We start from the raw sequence: 17,359 nt of genomic DNA on the forward strand, positions 1-17,359 counted from the left end.
CCTCTGTCGGTATAAAATGAGATTGTTGAATTAAAGCAATGCTTGAGTTTCTTCGAATCCGAACCGGATATTCATACACTGAACAGCCTGTGCTGCTGCACCTTTCAGCAAATTGTCCTCAGCCCCGACAATGATCAGATGCTGCCCTTGTACAGCAAAACCAATATCACAGAATGGCAATCCGACAACGGCCTTCAACGCAGGGAGGCCTTTTTCATATAACCGGATCAGTGGCTTATTGTGATAAGCCTGCCGATATGCCTGCCAGATTTGTTGCTCTGTCACGCCTGATTTCAGCTTACAGGCAATTGTGGCAAGGATCCCCCGCGCAAAATTGCCTAAATGGGGTGTGAAGATTACCTCTGTACCTAAATGTGCCGCGATTTCAGGTTGATGACGGTGATTAAAAACCCCATAAGGCTGCAAACTAACTTCACAGAAACTGTTATTCAATGAAGCCTTACGCCCAGCACCACTTACACCACTGACAGCATTAATCACAGGCCACTGTTCTGTATCCAGCAAACCTTCTTCCAACAAAGGTTTCAGCGAAAGCTGTGAAACCGTGGGATAACAGCCTGGAACCGCGATAAGCCGGGCAGTCTTGATTGCTTCCGCCTGCCATTCCACCAATCCATATACCGCCTGCTCAAGCCAGTTTGTATTTTTATGCTCAAATCCATAGTATTTTGAATAAAAGTGCGTATTTTGTACGCGATAAGCACCAGATAAATCAAATACGATACAACCCGCCTGCAAAAACATCGGTGCAATGTCATGGCTGACTTCATGAGCCGTAGCAAGAAAAACGACATCAATACCATCCGCAGCTTCGGCAACATCCACCATTGGCTGTAAGGGCAAATCCAGAAACCCTTTATATTGTGGATAAAGCTCTGAAAAACATTTCCCTGCATCAGTACTTTGAGAAGAAACCATCAGACCGGAAAGATGGACATGAGGATGTCGTTGCAGATATGCTGCTAACTCTGCTCCGGTATAACCACTGGCACCAACTATCAGCGTATTAAGCATGGGATTTATTCACCTTGTATTAACCCGATGTATGTATTAACCCAATGTAGTAACCCAAATATACAATTGAATTTATATTCAATAATATTGCATTAATATTGATACTATCTTGAATAAGGGCTGTCAACAGTGAATATTAAATTACCAACATTTATTGAGTTATATCACCAGCTTATTGCTGCACCTTCTATCAGTGCAGTAGATGAGGAATTGGATCAAAGCAATGAAGTGGTTATCAATCTACTGGCTGGTTGGCTGAAAGAGATTGGTTTTGAAATTGAGATCCAACCTGTTCCGGAAACCCACCGTAAATTCAATATGCTAGCAACGTTGGGAAGCGGTTCCAGAGGTTTACTATTATGTGGTCATACAGATACCGTACCATTTGACGACGGGCGCTGGACTCAAGATCCATTCACACTGATCGAACGTGACGGAAAATTATATGGACTGGGCACTGCTGATATGAAAGGCTTCTTTGCCTTTATTATTGATGCATTGCGGAATATCGATACCAGCAAACTGTCTTCTCCTCTTTATATTCTGGCTACCGCAGATGAGGAAACATCAATGGCGGGAGCTCGCTATTTTGCGGCCAATTCTACTCTCCGGCCTGATTTTGCCATCATTGGCGAACCTACGTCATTACAACCTATCCGCGCCCACAAAGGGCATGTTGCCCACGCTATCCGCATTGAAGGTAAATCCGGACACTCCAGCGATCCTGCCCAAGGCGTCAATGCCATTGACTTGATGCACGAATCCATCACTCAGTTGATGAAATTACGCAATACATTGCAAGAACGTTACCACAATCCGGCTTTCGCTATTCCCTATCCCACGATGAATTTTGGTCATATCCACGGTGGAGATGCGGTAAACCGTATCTGTGCCTGTTGCGAACTGCATATGGATATCCGCCCGCTCCCCGGACTCACTTTGCAGGATTTAAATGAAGCACTCAATGAGGTACTGGAGCCTGTCAAACAACGCTGGCCGGGACGCCTAAATGTTACAGCGCTTCATCCTCCCATTCCGGGTTATGAGTGTCCGACTAATCACAAGCTGGTGGATGTCATCGAAAAACTGTTGGGAACAAAAGCAGAAACTGTCAATTACTGTACCGAAGCCCCTTTTATTCAAGAATTATGCCCAACATTGGTTTTGGGACCGGGCTCAATTAAACAGGCTCATCAGCCTGATGAATATTTAGACGTATCGATGATTGAACCGACGAAAAAATTGATTTCTCAGATTGTGGAGCATTTTTGTTTGAACGCGGATTAAAGGTGGTAAATCAACAACCTTTTCTATCAAGTAGCTTACTTGACTTTACATCAAAAAGTGGCAACAATTGTTACCATAAATGGATTGGGAGTGCCCGGTCGGCGTTATAACCTCGGTGAGTACATCGGGGTTTTTCGCTATTTGGAACTAAGGAAAAACTTTTAATCCCCACTGCTGATAACCCTCCCCCACCTTGTTTCTCCCTCCTTCACAAAAAAATTTCTTCTCCAATATAGCAAATGCTTGATTAGCCTGCTCTGGTTTCAAAATATGTCTACCAATAGGTCTAGCAACCAGATCAGCAAGTTGTAAACCAGAAGAATTACTTGTTTTTGCTGCCATTCTAATCTTAAAAGGCAAATTCCTGTGATACTTATTTTCTCCATTACAAATTCGAAGAAATTCTAGTTCAAGTTCTTTATCTTCTTTGGAACCTCGCTGTTCCACAATAACGTGAGTTTCTCGTTCCTGCTGACCTTTTTCTGCTACAAAATCATATAATGTCTCTAAACAATAACGTAATGCGATATGATATGGGTTCTGAACCTCATCTTTGTTAATGTTCATTTTGTGCTTTTCAATTACACATGCCGACAATATGAAATTACTTTCATTGATTATTATATTGAGTCGTTTTAGAAAGTGATTCTTTGCTTCACGTGTCCTAAAAATAGTAAAATCTCCTTTTTCTTTACGGATTTCATGCTTATGGAGGATTACAAGATCATGACCAAAATAGTCAAATTTAAGTCGTTGTAACTCTGGCACTACTTTTGAAAGATAATGTTCTTTGTAAAAAATACAAAAAGCTAAAACGAAGACAGGATAATCTTTATCAAGCTGTATTAGACCATGATCACCACTTTCATCAACGTATACGACAAAATCGCTAAAGCTTCTTTGCCCATCTATAGTTAATTCTTTTTTAATAACTAATTGATTCTCAGTACTATCCATACTTTTTTCCTTGCTTTAACTTTCTTTTAACTACTTCTCAGCCAAGACAAAACATCATAAATCACCTCCTGGAAATAAAATTTATTCCCATTTACTATAGCGTTATATATTAGTATAAATAACACTCAATACACCAGAGATTGTTTTTCATTCAATCCCCTAACATGAATTTCTTTCCTGATCACTTTGAATATTCCTCATCGGAAATAAGCCATTTCCTAATTGACTAAAAATCCTGCTTCGCTCATTCTATTTGGACATCTAAATGGATAGACATATAAACACTTAAACATCTAAACATAGGCGGATATAGGTTCCGTTTGTTCAGGAGGGCGCAGGATATGAGTTTTTTTCATGCAAATCATCAAGAGGCACTAAATCAGAATCTGGCTGAACTTGAAGGCCAGATCCGTGTTTCCTTTGAATTCTTTCCCCCAGAACCACTGAAATGGAACAAACTCTGTGGAAATCCATTGACCGACTGAGCAAACTGAAACCTAATTTTGTTTCCGTGACTTACGGCGCCAATTCTGGCGAACGTAACCGTACTCATAGCATTATCAAAGGAATCAAGGACAAAACGGGTCTTGATGCCGCTCCGCACTTAACTTGCATTGATGCCAGCCGTGAAGAATTACGTGATATCGCTCGCGATTACTGGAAAAACGGTATTCGTCATATTGTGGCTTTGCGTGGCGATTTACCCAATGGTAGCTGCAAACCAGAAATGTATGGCACTGATTTAGTAGAGCTCTTAAAGAAAGAGGCAGATTTTGATATTTCCGTCGCGGCTTATCCGGAAGTGCATCCAGAGGCAAAAAGCGCACAGTCTGACCTTATTAACCTGAAAAGAAAAATTGATGCGGGAGCAAATCGCGCTATTACCCAATTCTTTTTTGATGTGGAAAGTTATTTGCGTTTTCGTGATCGCTGTGTATCGACAGGGATTGATGTGGAAATTGTGCCGGGGATTTTGCCTGTCTCGAATTTCCGTCAGTTACAGCGATTTGCCGCCATCACGAATGTTCGCATCCCAAGCTGGATGACCAGAATGTTCGAGGGCTTGGATGATGACCCTGAAAGCCGCAATTTAGTTGGCGCATCTATTGCGATGGATATGGTGAAAATTCTGAGTCGTGAAGGAGTGAAGGATTTTCATTTTTATACACTGAATCGCGCGGAACTGAGTTACGCTATTTGCCATACATTAGGTGTTCGTCCTTGTTGATTTTTATCCTTAAAAAAAGCCGGACTAGATAGTAGTTCGGCGTGGTTATATACCCCCCACCCAGTTTGATAACTCATCACCATATCCACCGATAATAAAAGCCGAACAGTTTCCCATTCGGCCTTTAATTATCAAGCAAACAAAAAGCTAACCGGTGTTACGCATTCCTGCCGCAACGCCTGCTATTGTTACCATCAGCGCCTGTTCCACACGAGGATCGGGTTGTTCCTGCTGACGGGAGCGTTGTAATAATTCTGCCTGTAGGACGTTCAATGGATCGGTATACACATTACGTAATGCGATAGATTCGGCTATCCACGGCAAATCTGCCATCAACTGCTCATCCTGTGAGATCGTCAGAACCGTTTCTATGTCCGCTACAAGTTGATTGCGAAGTTTAATCCCCAATGACCACAGTTTCTTATCAACCAAACGTTGATCATAATATTCCGCTAGCCATAAGTCTGCTTTGGCAAAAACCATCTCCAACATGGCAATACGAGTAGTGAAGAAAGGCCAATCACGGGACATTTCTGACAAAATATCCTGTTTTCCCACATCTATTACGTGTTGCAGTGCTGCACCTGCTCCCAACCATGCCGGAAGCATCAGACGGTTTTGTGTCCACGCGAAGATCCACGGGATTGCCCGCAGGCTTTCAACACCGCCTGTAGGACGACGTTTAGCAGGACGCGAACCTAACGGTAATTTCGCCAGTTCCGGCTCAGGTGTCGCCGAGCGGAAATAAGGCACAAACTCCGGCTGTTCACGAACGTAATCACGGTACATGTCGCAGGAAACATCAGAGAGTGTATCCATGACGTGTTTCCATTCAGCTTTGGGTTCCGGTGGCGGCAGTAAGTTGGCTTCCAGAATAGCACTGGCGTACATCGCCAGGCTGCTGATTGTCACTTGCGGTAAGCCAAACTTAAAGCGGATCATTTCGCCCTGTTCCGTTACACGCAATCCTCCTTTCAGGCTTCCTGGTGGTTGAGAAAGTAATGCCGAATGCGCCGGAGCGCCACCACGACCAATGGTGCCTCCCCGTCCGTGAAACAGTGTTAGCTTCACTCCCTCTTTTTCACACAATCTGATAAGCGCATCCTGAGCCCGGTATTGAGCCCAAGATGCAGCCATGACTCCCGCATCTTTTGCTGAGTCAGAATAGCCAATCATGACCATTTGCTTATCCTGAATCAGTTCACGATACCATTCGATATGGAGCAATTGCTGGATCACCCGTTCTGCATTATTCAAGTCATCAAGGGTTTCGAACAATGGCGCAACAGGTAATAATAACGGGCAGCCTGCTGCTTTCAGCAATAACTTCACTGCCAGTACGTCTGAAGGCATTTTTGCCATGGAAATGACATATGCCGCAATCGCATCTTGTGGTGTTTCTGCAATCACTTTACAAGTTTCTAAAACTTCTTGCGTCTCGGCACTTGGTTGCCAATCATGGGGGATCAACGGGCGTTTGGAGTTCAGTTCACGCAATAAAAATGCCTGTTTTTCTGTTTCTGACCAGCTCGCATAATTCCCCATTTCCAGATATTGGGTCAGTTCTGCAATGGCATCTGTATGACGGGTACTTTCCTGCCGGATATCAATACGCACCAATGACAGGCCGAAACAACGAATACGGCGCAAAGTATCCAATAATTGGCCGTTAGCGATAATTTCCATACCACAGGCTTTCAACGATTGATAACAAGCATAGAGTGGTTGCCACAATTGCTCGTTATGCAACAATAAATCCGCGGGGGGAATAACTTGCTCACCTTTCAGGCGTTTTTCCAGATATACCAGTGTACTATTTAATTGTGCCCGCAACTGCTTAGCAATTTCACGGTAAGGCTCTATAACATCATCGCCTCCTGCTATCTGACGCAGTTCTGGCGTACATTTCGACATGGAAAGCTCTGATACCAAAATCTGAATATCTTTCAAGAACAGATCCGCCGCTTTCCAGCGACTGAGCAACAACACATGGCGGGTGATTTCTGCTGTAACATTAGGATTTCCATCCCGATCTCCCCCCATCCAAGAAGTAAAACGGACAGGAGCAGCTTCTGCTGGCAGACGGTAACCAATAGATTCTTCTACTTGCTCATTAAATTCACGCAAAAATGCAGGAACGCCTTCCCACAAGCTATTTTCCACCACCGCAAAACCCCATTTGGCTTCATCAATCGGTGTAGGCCGAATTTTGCGGATTTCATCGGTATGCCATGACTGAGCAATAAGCTGACGTAAACGACGCGTAATATTATTACGCTCATAATCGGCTAAATCATCATGATCGAGCTGCGCCAAACATGTATTCACTTCAACCAGTTTATGGATCAGAGTACGGCGGGCAATTTCGGTTGGATGTGCTGTCAGCACCAGCTCAATGGAAAGCTCATTAACTGCCTTAACCAGATCATCATTATGAAAATTTTTACTTTTCAGTCGATCAAATAGTGCAGCCAATGCCACAGGATTGCTGGCAGCTTCACCATGTGGCGAAATACTGTGATATTGTTCAGCAACGTTGGCCAGATTAAGGAACTGATTAAACGCTCTGGCAACGGGCAGCAATTCATCATTAGATAAATTCTGTAGTGTTGATAAAAGTTGCTGGCGATTAGCTTCATTTCCAGCACGAGAGGATTTAGATAACTTCCTTATTGTTTCAACTTTATCAAGAATATCTTTTCCCTGAACCTCTTTGATCGTGTCGCCCAGTATCTTACCAAGCATACTGACATTACTGCGCATTGCCGAATATTGCTGATTCATGTGATTCCTGACCTTGTGTTGCTGTATGCGTGTTTTGTTTGTTTCTAACACATTATTTCTAAGTTCACTATTCATACCAGAAAACAAACAATTTGGTCATATCAGAAAACAAACAAATTGGGAGGATTAGTCGGGACAGAAAACGCAATATCCCGACCGAAGACGTTGTATTTTATAAGAGTTGTGATAAACGGTTCAGATCTGATTGGATTGCCCCGGCAGTCACATCTCGCCCGGCTCCCGGACCACGGATAACTAATGGATTGTCACGATACCAACGGCTTTCTATGGCGAAAATATTATCCCCCGGTAATAACGAAGCTAAAGGATGTTCTAAATGCACAGCTTCCACGCCGACTTTCGCCTTACCTTTATTAGCATCAAAACGCGCAACATAACGCAGTACCATTCCCATTTCACGCGCAGCTTCTAACCGTTTCAGCATCTGCTCATTAATAGCAGAACTGTTTTCGAAGAACTCTTCAATAGAACCAACACTGGCTTCTGCCGGTACAAGTGATTCTACCCGGACCTGATCCGCTTCTATCTCATAACCTGCCTCACGAGCCAGGATAACCAATTTACGCATCACGTCCTGACCGGAAAGGTCAATACGAGGATCAGGCTCCGTCAACCCTTGTTGCCATGCCTGTTCTACCAGATCACTGAAAGGCACTGTGCCATCAAACTGTAGGAATAACCACGATAAAGTACCGGAGAAAATGCCACTGATAGACAGGATAGTATCCCCACTTTCTCGCAAGTCCCTGACGGAATAGTTAATCGGCAACCCGGCACCAACGGTCGCATTGTATAGCCAATGACGTCCTGTTTTTGTAAAAGCATCCCGGATCATGCGGTAAGTGTTACTGTTAGATGAACCAGCGGCTTTATTGGCACTAATCACATGAAAACCATAGCTGGCAAAATCTATGTAGTTACTCGCCAATTCTTCACTTGCCGTTATATCCAACACCACCAAATCATCATAAGGATGTGCCCGCATCCATAAAAACAGTTCATCACCTTCATGTAGGGTGGCTTCATCATTAAAGAATGCCAATGCCCGACTTGCGTCAATGCCCTGATAGTTCAGCAGGCTCCGGCGGCTATCGACAATTCCCGCTAAAATGAATTCAAAATCACTGCGGGCAGAGATATTTTTCTGTTCACGTGCAAACAATTCCAGCCAACGTGACCCGATATTCCCTTTACCAAACAGAACCAACCCAATACGTTTTTCTGCCCGAAACAGGCTCTGATGCAATCCCTGAATCAAATGTGATGTCTGGTTCAGACGCAATACAGCAACCAGACTGATGTCATCTTCTGCATGCCAGATAAATTCAACCGGTTGGTCTTTCAATTGCTGATAAAAACGGTGGCTATGTAGCGGATTTTTGCATACGCCTGCTCCCACCAAAGCCACCAATGATAATCCTTCACGCAAGGAAAGTTTTCCTGGCAAAGATGCATCCTGCAAAACATCAAGGGCACTATTAACAACTTCAGAGGTATAACAAAGCTGGATCAGATTGCAATCAGCATGTAGCCCCGTCGCCAAAGGACGGATTTGAGCACGCTTTAACAACGAATCGATATCTTTATAAATTTGTTTAAAGTTATGGGCAGAAGAAAAGTGCAACTCAATCAAGCAAACATCATCGTGGCTGGTAACGATTTTAGCTCCTGTTCCTGTCGCTAAAACTCGTTCAATACGAGTAGAGCCTTGCTCAGGCTGATAACTACAACGTAATTGTAAATCGATATCACTGACAGAAACTGGCTGTAATGTACGGGTATGAAGTACAGGAGCCGCCAAGCGAGCCAGTTCGCTGGCCTCATCCAGACGCAATAATGGCAGGAGACACGCATCCTTAACTTTGCGCGGATCTGCACTGTAAACTCCAGCCACATCACTCCAGATTGTCACTTTTTTAGCGCCAGCTAATGCACCAACCTGTGTTGCAGAATAATCACTGCCATTGCGCCCCAATAGTACAGTTTCACCCTTCTGATTACTGGAAATAAAACCTGTCACCACTAAGCGCTTATTGGAATTCTGGACTAATAACTGACTCAGCAAAGGCTGAGAAAGATTAACATCAACTTGTGGCTGTGCTGCCCGTTCTGCGCGCAGGAATTGGCGTGCATCCAGCCAGGTGCTAGGAATACCTTGTGATTCAAGCAAAGCGGCCATCAAGCGAGCAGACCATATTTCGCCATGACCAACAACTTCAGCATAGGTAATGTCACTAATTGGTTTATCCAACAGCGCACTCAACCTTTCCAAATCAGCAATAAAATGTGTGATAAGAGTTTCAGCAACGGTTTCTGGCAATAATCCGCGGATCAACTCTTGTTGGTAGCGCCGTAAGGATTGCTGAACTTGATGAGCTGAAATACGGTCACTCTGACTCAATTTCAACCAATCAATCAGTTGATTAGTCGTACTGCCTGCTGCTGATACCACCATCAAGTCACCTGGCTGGCTATAATTCGCCATAATATCCGCAACCCGCTTATAACATTTCACATCTGCAAGGCTGCTGCCGCCAAATTTATGTAACTGGCGGCCAGATTCCGCCCCTGCTGTTGCCAGTTCAATCATGATTACCTCGTTACCGCTGCCTGAAATGCATTATTCAAATCAGCAATTAAATCCTGACTATCTTCTATTCCCACAGAGACACGAAGAAGTGAGTCCGTAATCCCTGCCTGTTTCCTTGCTTCTGCCGACATACCAGCATGTGTCATCGTAGCTGTATGAGAAATCAATGACTCCACACCACCCAACGATTCCGCCAGAGTAAATAATTTTAATGCAGATAAAAAGCGACGCATTGTTTGTTCATCACCATCAAGTTCAAAACTCAACATCGCGCCAAAACCTGTTTGCTGTTGAAGAGCTATTTCATGCCCTGGATGATCTTTCAGTGCTGGATAATAGAGTTTTTTCACTTGTGGCTGTTGCTGTAAATATTCCACTATGGCAGCCGTGTTGCTTTGCTGTAGAAGTACCCGCGCAGACAAAGTACGAATGCCCCGCAACAACAAGTAACTGTCGAAAGCTCCCCCGGTCACACCGATATTATTCGCCCACCATGCCAAGTCCTCAGCCAGAGTAGGATCTTTGGCAATAATTGCACCAGCAATCAAATCAGAATGTCCATTCAGGTATTTTGTGCAGGAATGGACAACTAAATCTGCACCCAAATCCAATGGCTTTTGCAGCACAGGGCTTAAAAACGTGTTATCAACTACCGTCAAAGCACCTGCTTCACGGGCCAGACCACAGATGTATCTAATGTCCACAATACGCAGCAATGGATTACTTGGTGTTTCAATCAAGACCAATTTAGGCTTTTGCGCAATTGCCTGTTTCAGCGCCAAATCATCCGCCTGATCAACGAAAATAACATCATAAGCGCCACGGCGGCTTAAGCTATCAAACAGGCGGTAACTTCCACCATAACAATCATGAGGTGCTACCAATAAATCTCCCGGTTGCAAGAAAACGGTACACAACAGGTGGATGGCTGACATACCACTGCTGGTCATCACAGCACCGGCTCCGCCCTCCAGTTCAGCCAAAACTTGCTGGACAACATCACGACCGGGATTACCACGCCGAGAGTAATCATGCGCTCTCGGTTCATTAAACCCTGTGAAATTGTATGTGCTGGAAAGATAGATAGGCGGGACAACACAACCATATTGTTCATCAATATTTGTACCGCTTTGTACTGCGACCGTAGCTTGTTTACACCCCATAATCTTTACCTGTTATCGTTATCTTGTTTTCGGAGTCACAAAAGAATACCCTCCAGAAAGATAGACGTCAATACATCTAGACATCCAAAATAATTTGCGGTTTAATAACACAACCCAATCATTACCCCCATTTTTTATGCCAGATTAGGGCATATTTTGTGAATTGATTAACCATAGCGATATAGTCGATAGGGGAAATATGCTAAAATGCCGAATTATCGACACGAACATAGCTCAGAAATAATTCCTCTTGTTTCTGATTTCAGTTGCTTGATTTAAAACTATTTAAGGTATCTCATGGCTGAGTGGAATGGTGAGTATGTCAGCCCTTATGCTGAACATGGCAAAAAAAGTGAACAGGTCAAAAAGATTACGGTCTCAATTCCATTAAAGGTATTGAAAATACTGACAGATGAGCGTACTCGTCGTCAGGTAAACAATCTGCGTCATGCAACAAATAGCGAATTGCTGTGTGAAGCATTTCTCCATGCGTTCACGGGACAACCTTTGCCTGACGATGATGATTTACGTAAAGAACGTCATGATGAAATCCCTGAAGCTGCAAAAGTCATAATGCGTGAACATGGGATCGATCCCGAAACTTGGGAATATTGATATCTCTTTTATCTCAAGTCGTTGTTTGTATGCTGTACTGCGACTTGAAATCAATCAGATATAACAAAAATGCCCGATGGAAAACATCGGGCATTTTTGTTGGAAGCAAGAATTACTTCTTGAAACCTGGAACGCTGAAACGTTTGTTAAAGCGATCAACACGACCACCAGTCGCAACATCACGCTGTTTACCGGTATAGAACGGATGGCATGAACCACAAACGTCCAGGTTCAGGTCGTGACCTACGGTAGATTTGATTTTGATAACATTACCACAAGAGCAAGATGCAGTAATTTCTTCGTATTTAGGATGAATACCTTGTTTCATGGGGAAAACCTCTGTTAAGGCCGCGTCGCTATCCAGCCCTATCACCGCCAGACACCACACGTCGTGTTGATTAAAATAAGTTCGGTAATTTTCATACCAAAGGCGGCGAATCATACAGAATATCGTTTTATTGCGCAATAAAATCCGCTGATTTGCTATGATACTCTTTGACATTATATGTTGCTTTAGTCTTGCCATTAATCATCATTCGGAAATCGCCTTATGACAGTTGTTCAGGTTGCTTTACCTGTCCCTTTAGCTCGCTCTTTTGATTATCTGTTACCTGAAAGATTGCCGATCCCCGCCCTTGGGATCCGGGTACGTGTGCCATTTGGCAAACGCAATGCAATAGGTGTAGTGACAGCGATTACAGACAACAGCGATTTCCCCCTTGAGCAACTCAAACCAATTACCGAACTGCTTGATGAATCCCCGCTTTTTTCTGAGGATCTTTGGCAGTTACTCCAGTGGTCTGCCTGCTATTATCACTATCCACTTGGCGAAGTCCTTTTTCATGCCATGCCTGTTTTGCTGCGGCAAGGTAAAGCCGCAGAATTCTCACCTCTCTGGCAATGGCAAGTGACAGAGACAGGCCGTGAATTACCTCTTGAACAACTTAAACGTTCCGCCAAACAGCAACAAGCTTTAGCTAAATTGCGCCAAACATCCATTTATCGCCATCAAGTCGCTGAATTGGAATTGAGTGAAAGCGCACTGCAATCACTGAAAAAAAAGGGCTTGATTGATTTACACCCGGTACAACCGGAAACTGAAAATTGGCATGAACATTTTCGCATCATCGGGGAACGGCTAAAACTCAATACAGAGCAAGCCACCGCAGTTGGAGCCGTTCGCGCAGAAGATCACACTTTTTCTCCCTGGTTACTTGCCGGCATCACTGGCTCAGGTAAAACCGAAGTATACCTGAGTGTTCTGGAAAACATTTTGACACAGGGAAAACAAGCACTGATCTTAGTTCCCGAAATTGGTCTGACTCCCCAGACTATCCGCAGGTTCAGAGAGCGTTTCAACGCGCCCGTTGATGTTCTGCATTCAGCCTTAAATGACAGTGAACGGTTATCGGTATGGTTAAGAGCAAAACGAGGGGAAAACGCCATTGTCATCGGTACTCGTTCAGCCCTGTTCACTCCCTTCGCTCACTTAGGTGTCATCATCATTGATGAGGAGCATGATAATTCTTATAAACAACAAGATGGATGGCGCTATCACGCTCGTGATCTGGCGGTCTTCCGCGCCAAAAAAGAGAAAATTCCTATCATTCTGGGAACAGCAACACCGGCACTGGAAACACTATTTAATGTAAGACATGGAAAATACAAACAACTTACTTTGACGAAACGAGCCGGTCATGCCCTGCCAGCCACCCAACACCTGCTGGATATGAAAGGATTGCCGCTGACCGTCGGTTTATCTCAACCTCTCATTAACCGCATTGGCGAACATTTGCAAGCAGATAATCAGGTCATCCTCTTTCTGAACCGCCGTGGTTATTCCCCTGCCCTGCTGTGCCATGAGTGTGGCTGGATAGCAGAATGCCAGCGTTGTGATCACTACTATACCCTGCATCAGAATCATCGCTATCTGCGCTGCCATCACTGTGATAGCCAACGACCCATTCCTCGTCAATGCCCCCAATGCGGAACGACACATCTCATTCCTGTAGGGCTAGGTACTGAGCAACTTGAAGATGGTATCACTCAACTGTTTCCCAACGTTCCGGTTACCCGTATCGACAGAGACACCACCAGCCGCAAAGGAGCACTGGAACAACAACTTGCCGATATTCATCAGGGTGGTGCCCGTATTTTGATTGGCACTCAAATGTTGGCAAAAGGCCACCATTTTCCTGATGTCACATTAGTCGCTTTATTGGATGTCGATGGTGCCCTGTTTTCTGCTGATTTCCGCGCGGCTGAACGGTTTGCGCAATTGTATACTCAAGTTTCCGGTCGAGCAGGACGAGCAGGCAAACGCGGAGAAGTTGTACTTCAAACTCACCATCCAGAACATCCACTTTTACAGGTGTTGCTGGAGAAAGGCTATGACGCATTTGCTCAGCAAGCAATGGAAGAGCGCCAGCAAGTACTTCTGCCCCCTTTTGTCAGCCATATCATGCTACGGTCGGAAGATCACGATAATCAGCAGGCTCCTGCTTTTTTACAACAAATGCGCCAACTGTTTGAACATCATCCACGATATGATGAACACGTATGGATTATGGGACCGGTTCCCGCATTACAGGCCAAACGGGGTGGCCGATATCGCTGGCAATTACTGGTGCAACACCCATCGCGCATTTTTCTACAGAAAATGATGGCAGAGCTCCATCCACACATCACAGCGTTGCCGCAAGCACGGAAAGTAAAATGGAATATTGATGTTGATCCCACAGAAGGTTAATAAAAAAACAATGGATTATTGCAGTAAAAACTCCAAATTGAGCAGAAGTCTATGAAAAAACAGTGGCAATTATTTCCTTAATTTGCGAAGTAGCTCTAAGAAATGATGCATATCACATTTTTTATGTAAACAAAGTAACGGGTTGAACTGTTAATCGGTTTAAAATGAATTTATTAATATGACTGTAGAAAACGAGCCGCCAGTGCTTCCCCCACAGGAATAACTGGCGTTTTTTTACTTTCGATTTTTTTTACTTTCATTTCGGATAGCAATCGTTTCGCTACCTGTAGAACATAAGGAGTGGACTATGGAAAAAAAGAATTGCGCATTAGCGACAATGAAAGATGTCGCCAAAGTAGCGGGGGTTTCTACCGCAACTGTATCAAGAACACTTATGAATCCTGATAAAGTTTCTGTTCACACCCGTCAGAAAGTCGAAAATGCTGTACTGGAAGTGGGTTACTATCCGCATAATCTCGCCAAGAATTTGAGGAGAAATGAGTCCAGAGCCATTCTGGTTATCGTTCCCAATATCAGCGATCCTTTCTTCAATGAAAGTATCCGCGGCATTGAAGAAACTGCGGCAAAACATGGTTATCTGGTTCTGATTGGTGACTGTAAACACCAGCAACAGCAAGAACATGCTTTTATCAATCTACTCATTACCAAACGCATTGATGGCATGATCTTACTGGGCTCAAATGTTCCTTTCGATGTCTCTAAAGAAGAACAGAAAAATATGCCTCCCATGGTAATGGCTAATGAATTTGCGCCTGAACTAGAGCTTCCTACTGTCCATATTGATAATCTGACCTCCGCTTTCAATGCTACCCATCACCTGCAAAAAATCGGGCACAAACGCATCGCCTGTATCACTGGACCAGATACAATGCCACTGTGCCAATATCGGCTTCAAGGGTATATTCAGGCATTACGTCGTACCGGCATCCCTATCCGTGATGAATATATAGTCAGAGGTGATTTCACTCATGAAAGTGGCGCTGAATCAGCAGAAATCCTGCTTACCCTGCCGGAACCTCCCAGCGCTATTTTCTGCCATAGTGATGTCATGGCAATTGGTGCAATGTGGCAAGCTAAAAAAATGGGATTAAAATTACCAGAAGACCTGTCCATTGTTGGTTTTGATAATATCAACATGGCGCAATACAGCGAACCGCCTCTAACAACTGTGGCACAGCCATGTTATGAAATTGGGTATAACTCAATGCTTTTGTTGCTGGAGCAGCTCCAAGGCCGTATGGTTTCGAAAGGTTCACGATTATTAGATGCAGAATTGCTTATTCGTGAGAGTACTTGTTCGCCTAAAAGCTAGGCAAATAACTACATGTTCAGTAACATTAGGTATCTACTCCTTAATTTTTTAAATAACTCAGCGAATTAAACACAGTGGCACAACGAGATTATGTGAGTCGCGGGCATTCCAATCCCCGTCGGAAAGGTACTGGTAAGAAAAAAAATCAGACCCAAGGACTACCTAAAACGACATTAGCTATCGCCGTCGCTTTGGTGGTCACATTCATTGGTGGACTTTATTTCATCGTACATACTAAAAATGAAAGTGTACAAAATACACCACCAATCACTCACCAGCCTAAAGGCCATGGTTTGCCACCAATACCAGAAGAACGCTGGAGTTATATCAAGGAGCTGGAAAATCGACCTGTTGGTCTGCCATCAATACAGGAACCCTCTTTAACACCTAATCAACAGAACAACAGGCCAACGGAACTGACGCCAGAACAGCGCCAGTTACTTGAACAAATGCAGGCAGATATGCGCCAGCCTCCAACACAATTGGCTGAAGTACCCTATAACAGTGAGCCAGTTCCTCGCTCACGTGTTCTTGTGAATCCACCGGTACAAAAACCATCTCCAGAATATACTCCACAGCAAAATCCTGTGCTTCAACAGGAGAATAAGCCATCGGTGCAATTTCAATTACCTCAAACTCAAATGCCTCAGACTCAAATACCTCGGTCTCAAACATCCAATGAGACCAGTAAGCCAAAGACAACGCTAAATGAATCCAGATTAATGCTACAATGTGGCTCATTCCGTACTATAGAGCAGGCAGAGTCCGTCCGTGCCAGCCTCGCGTTGGTCGGTATTGAGAGTAAGATTACAACAAAAGACAGTTGGAATCGGGTTGTAGTGGGACCGTATAAAAGCAAAGATAGTGCGGAAAAAATGCGCATTCGCATTGCCAATACGGGGATTTCCAACTGTATTCTCCGCCCTGCTGGGGGTTGAAAAATCAAAAAATTCCCCCATCTTGATCTCCAATAACGAACATACGGTGCTTTTGATAAATAATCGTGGCATTGTCAGCCAAAGTACCGTGTGTGCCATCTTCTATTTTTTTAACCAGGGGCTAACTCGTGACTACAATCGTAAGTGTTCGCCGTAATGGCCAAGTTGTCATCGGTGGTGATGGACAAGCAACAATGGGTCATACCGTTATGAAAGGCAATGTCCGTAAAGTACGCCGCCTTTACAATGACAAAGTCATAGCGGGTTTTGCTGGCGGTACTGCAGATGCCTTCACCCTGTTTGAGCTGTTTGAACGTAAGCTCGAAATGCATCAAGGGCATTTGACTAAAGCAGCAGTTGAACTAGCTAAAGATTGGCGGACAGACAGAATGCTCCGCAAACTGGAAGCCCTGCTTGCCGTTGCAGATGAAAATACGTCTCTGATTATTACAGGTAATGGTGATGTGATTCAGCCAGAAAATGATCTTATCGCTATTGGCTCCGGTGGCTCATATGCACAAGCAGCAGCCCGCGCAATGCTAGAAACCACCGAACTCAGTGCTCGGGAAATCGCAGAACGCGCCCTGACTATCGCTGGCGATATCTGTATCTACACCAACCAAAATCATAACTTCGAAGAATTACCCTCAAAAGCGTAA

At 44.2% G+C, this 17,359-nt stretch carries 12 protein-coding genes and 1 pseudogene; 7 read left to right on the forward strand and 6 right to left on the reverse strand.

Annotated features, from left to right (window positions below):
• Positions 1 to 30: 30 nt before the first annotated feature.
• Positions 31 to 1,035, reverse strand: coding sequence for an N-acetyl-gamma-glutamyl-phosphate reductase (gene argC, locus AAC852_RS13335; protein WP_340621428.1), 1,005 nt, complete (start codon positions 1,033 to 1,035; stop codon positions 31 to 33).
• A 129-nt stretch (positions 1,036 to 1,164) separates the two neighbouring features.
• Here argC and argE point away from each other — a divergent pair, with 129 nt between their 5' ends.
• Positions 1,165 to 2,322 (forward strand): acetylornithine deacetylase, encoded by a 1,158-nt coding sequence (gene argE, locus AAC852_RS13340; protein ID WP_340621429.1) that lies wholly within the window; start codon positions 1,165 to 1,167, stop codon positions 2,320 to 2,322.
• A gap of 147 nt (positions 2,323 to 2,469) precedes the next feature.
• Here the strand turns inward: argE and AAC852_RS13345 are convergent, their stop codons facing one another.
• The gene (locus tag AAC852_RS13345; RefSeq protein ID WP_340621430.1) at positions 2,470 to 3,279 is read right to left on the reverse strand and encodes a DUF3800 domain-containing protein; all 810 of its coding nucleotides are present in this window, start codon (positions 3,277 to 3,279) and stop codon (positions 2,470 to 2,472) included.
• A 341-nt stretch (positions 3,280 to 3,620) separates the two neighbouring features.
• Between AAC852_RS13345 and metF the strand changes: the two are divergent.
• A pseudogene (gene metF / locus AAC852_RS13350) lies at positions 3,621 to 4,507 on the forward strand (methylenetetrahydrofolate reductase).
• A 147-nt stretch (positions 4,508 to 4,654) separates the two neighbouring features.
• On the opposite strand, the gene ppc reads toward metF, so the two are convergent.
• The 3 genes from ppc to metB form a co-directional block, all read right to left on the reverse strand.
• Positions 4,655 to 7,291 carry a phosphoenolpyruvate carboxylase gene (ppc, locus tag AAC852_RS13355; RefSeq protein WP_340621431.1) on the reverse strand — a complete coding sequence of 879 codons (2,637 nt, stop codon included), beginning with the start codon at positions 7,289 to 7,291 and terminating at the stop codon, positions 4,655 to 4,657.
• Positions 7,292 to 7,463: 172 nt separating this feature from the next.
• Entirely contained in the window at positions 7,464 to 9,902 is a 2,439-nt protein-coding gene (locus tag AAC852_RS13360; protein ID WP_340621432.1) for a bifunctional aspartate kinase/homoserine dehydrogenase II, read from the reverse strand.
• Between the two features lie 2 nt (positions 9,903 to 9,904).
• Positions 9,905 to 11,065: a cystathionine gamma-synthase gene (gene metB / locus AAC852_RS13365; protein ID WP_047682625.1), complete on the reverse strand. Its 1,161-nt coding sequence runs from the start codon at positions 11,063 to 11,065 to the stop codon at positions 9,905 to 9,907.
• Positions 11,066 to 11,362: 297 nt separating this feature from the next.
• On the opposite strand from metB, the gene metJ reads away from it, so the two are divergent.
• Positions 11,363 to 11,680 carry a met regulon transcriptional regulator MetJ gene (gene metJ / locus AAC852_RS13370; protein WP_340621433.1) on the forward strand — a complete coding sequence of 106 codons (318 nt, stop codon included), beginning with the start codon at positions 11,363 to 11,365 and terminating at the stop codon, positions 11,678 to 11,680.
• A 112-nt stretch (positions 11,681 to 11,792) separates the two neighbouring features.
• On the opposite strand, the gene rpmE is transcribed toward metJ, so the two are convergent.
• Positions 11,793 to 12,008, reverse strand: coding sequence for a 50S ribosomal protein L31 (gene rpmE / locus AAC852_RS13375; protein WP_340621479.1), 216 nt, complete (start codon positions 12,006 to 12,008; stop codon positions 11,793 to 11,795).
• Between the two features lie 222 nt (positions 12,009 to 12,230).
• On the opposite strand from rpmE, the gene priA reads away from it, so the two are divergent.
• From priA to hslV, 4 genes are all read left to right on the forward strand, one after another.
• Positions 12,231 to 14,429, forward strand: coding sequence for a primosomal protein N' (gene priA / locus AAC852_RS13380; RefSeq protein WP_340621434.1), 2,199 nt, complete (start codon positions 12,231 to 12,233; stop codon positions 14,427 to 14,429).
• Positions 14,430 to 14,736: 307 nt separating this feature from the next.
• Positions 14,737 to 15,762, forward strand: a complete 1,026-nt coding sequence (gene cytR / locus AAC852_RS13385) for a DNA-binding transcriptional regulator CytR (protein ID WP_340621435.1) — start codon at positions 14,737 to 14,739, stop codon at positions 15,760 to 15,762.
• A gap of 74 nt (positions 15,763 to 15,836) precedes the next feature.
• Positions 15,837 to 16,700 (forward strand): cell division protein FtsN, encoded by an 864-nt coding sequence (gene ftsN / locus AAC852_RS13390; protein ID WP_340621436.1) that lies wholly within the window; start codon positions 15,837 to 15,839, stop codon positions 16,698 to 16,700.
• Positions 16,701 to 16,828: 128 nt separating this feature from the next.
• Complete coding sequence (gene hslV, locus AAC852_RS13395) at positions 16,829 to 17,359, forward strand: ATP-dependent protease subunit HslV (protein ID WP_047682640.1); 531 nt, start codon at positions 16,829 to 16,831, stop codon at positions 17,357 to 17,359.

Source organism: Xenorhabdus siamensis (assembly GCF_037996745.1).
Classification (GTDB): domain Bacteria; phylum Pseudomonadota; class Gammaproteobacteria; order Enterobacterales; family Enterobacteriaceae; genus Xenorhabdus; species Xenorhabdus indica.

Bases quoted from the DNA above. Each gene is read 5' to 3' on its own strand.
- cytR (WP_340621435.1), top strand. From the start codon at position 14,737: ATGGAAAAAAAGAATTGCGCATTAGCGACAATGAAAGATGTCGCCAAA.
- metB (WP_047682625.1), bottom strand. From the start codon at position 11,065: ATGGGGTGTAAACAAGCTACGGTCGCAGTACAAAGCGGTACAAATATT.
- rpmE (WP_340621479.1), bottom strand. From the start codon at position 12,008: ATGAAACAAGGTATTCATCCTAAATACGAAGAAATTACTGCATCTTGC.
- AAC852_RS13360 (WP_340621432.1), bottom strand. From the start codon at position 9,902: ATGATTGAACTGGCAACAGCAGGGGCGGAATCTGGCCGCCAGTTACAT.
- argC (WP_340621428.1), bottom strand. From the start codon at position 1,035: ATGCTTAATACGCTGATAGTTGGTGCCAGTGGTTATACCGGAGCAGAG.
- metJ (WP_340621433.1), top strand. From the start codon at position 11,363: ATGGCTGAGTGGAATGGTGAGTATGTCAGCCCTTATGCTGAACATGGC.
- AAC852_RS13345 (WP_340621430.1), bottom strand. From the start codon at position 3,279: ATGGATAGTACTGAGAATCAATTAGTTATTAAAAAAGAATTAACTATA.
- priA (WP_340621434.1), top strand. From the start codon at position 12,231: ATGACAGTTGTTCAGGTTGCTTTACCTGTCCCTTTAGCTCGCTCTTTT.
- ppc (WP_340621431.1), bottom strand. From the start codon at position 7,291: ATGAATCAGCAATATTCGGCAATGCGCAGTAATGTCAGTATGCTTGGT.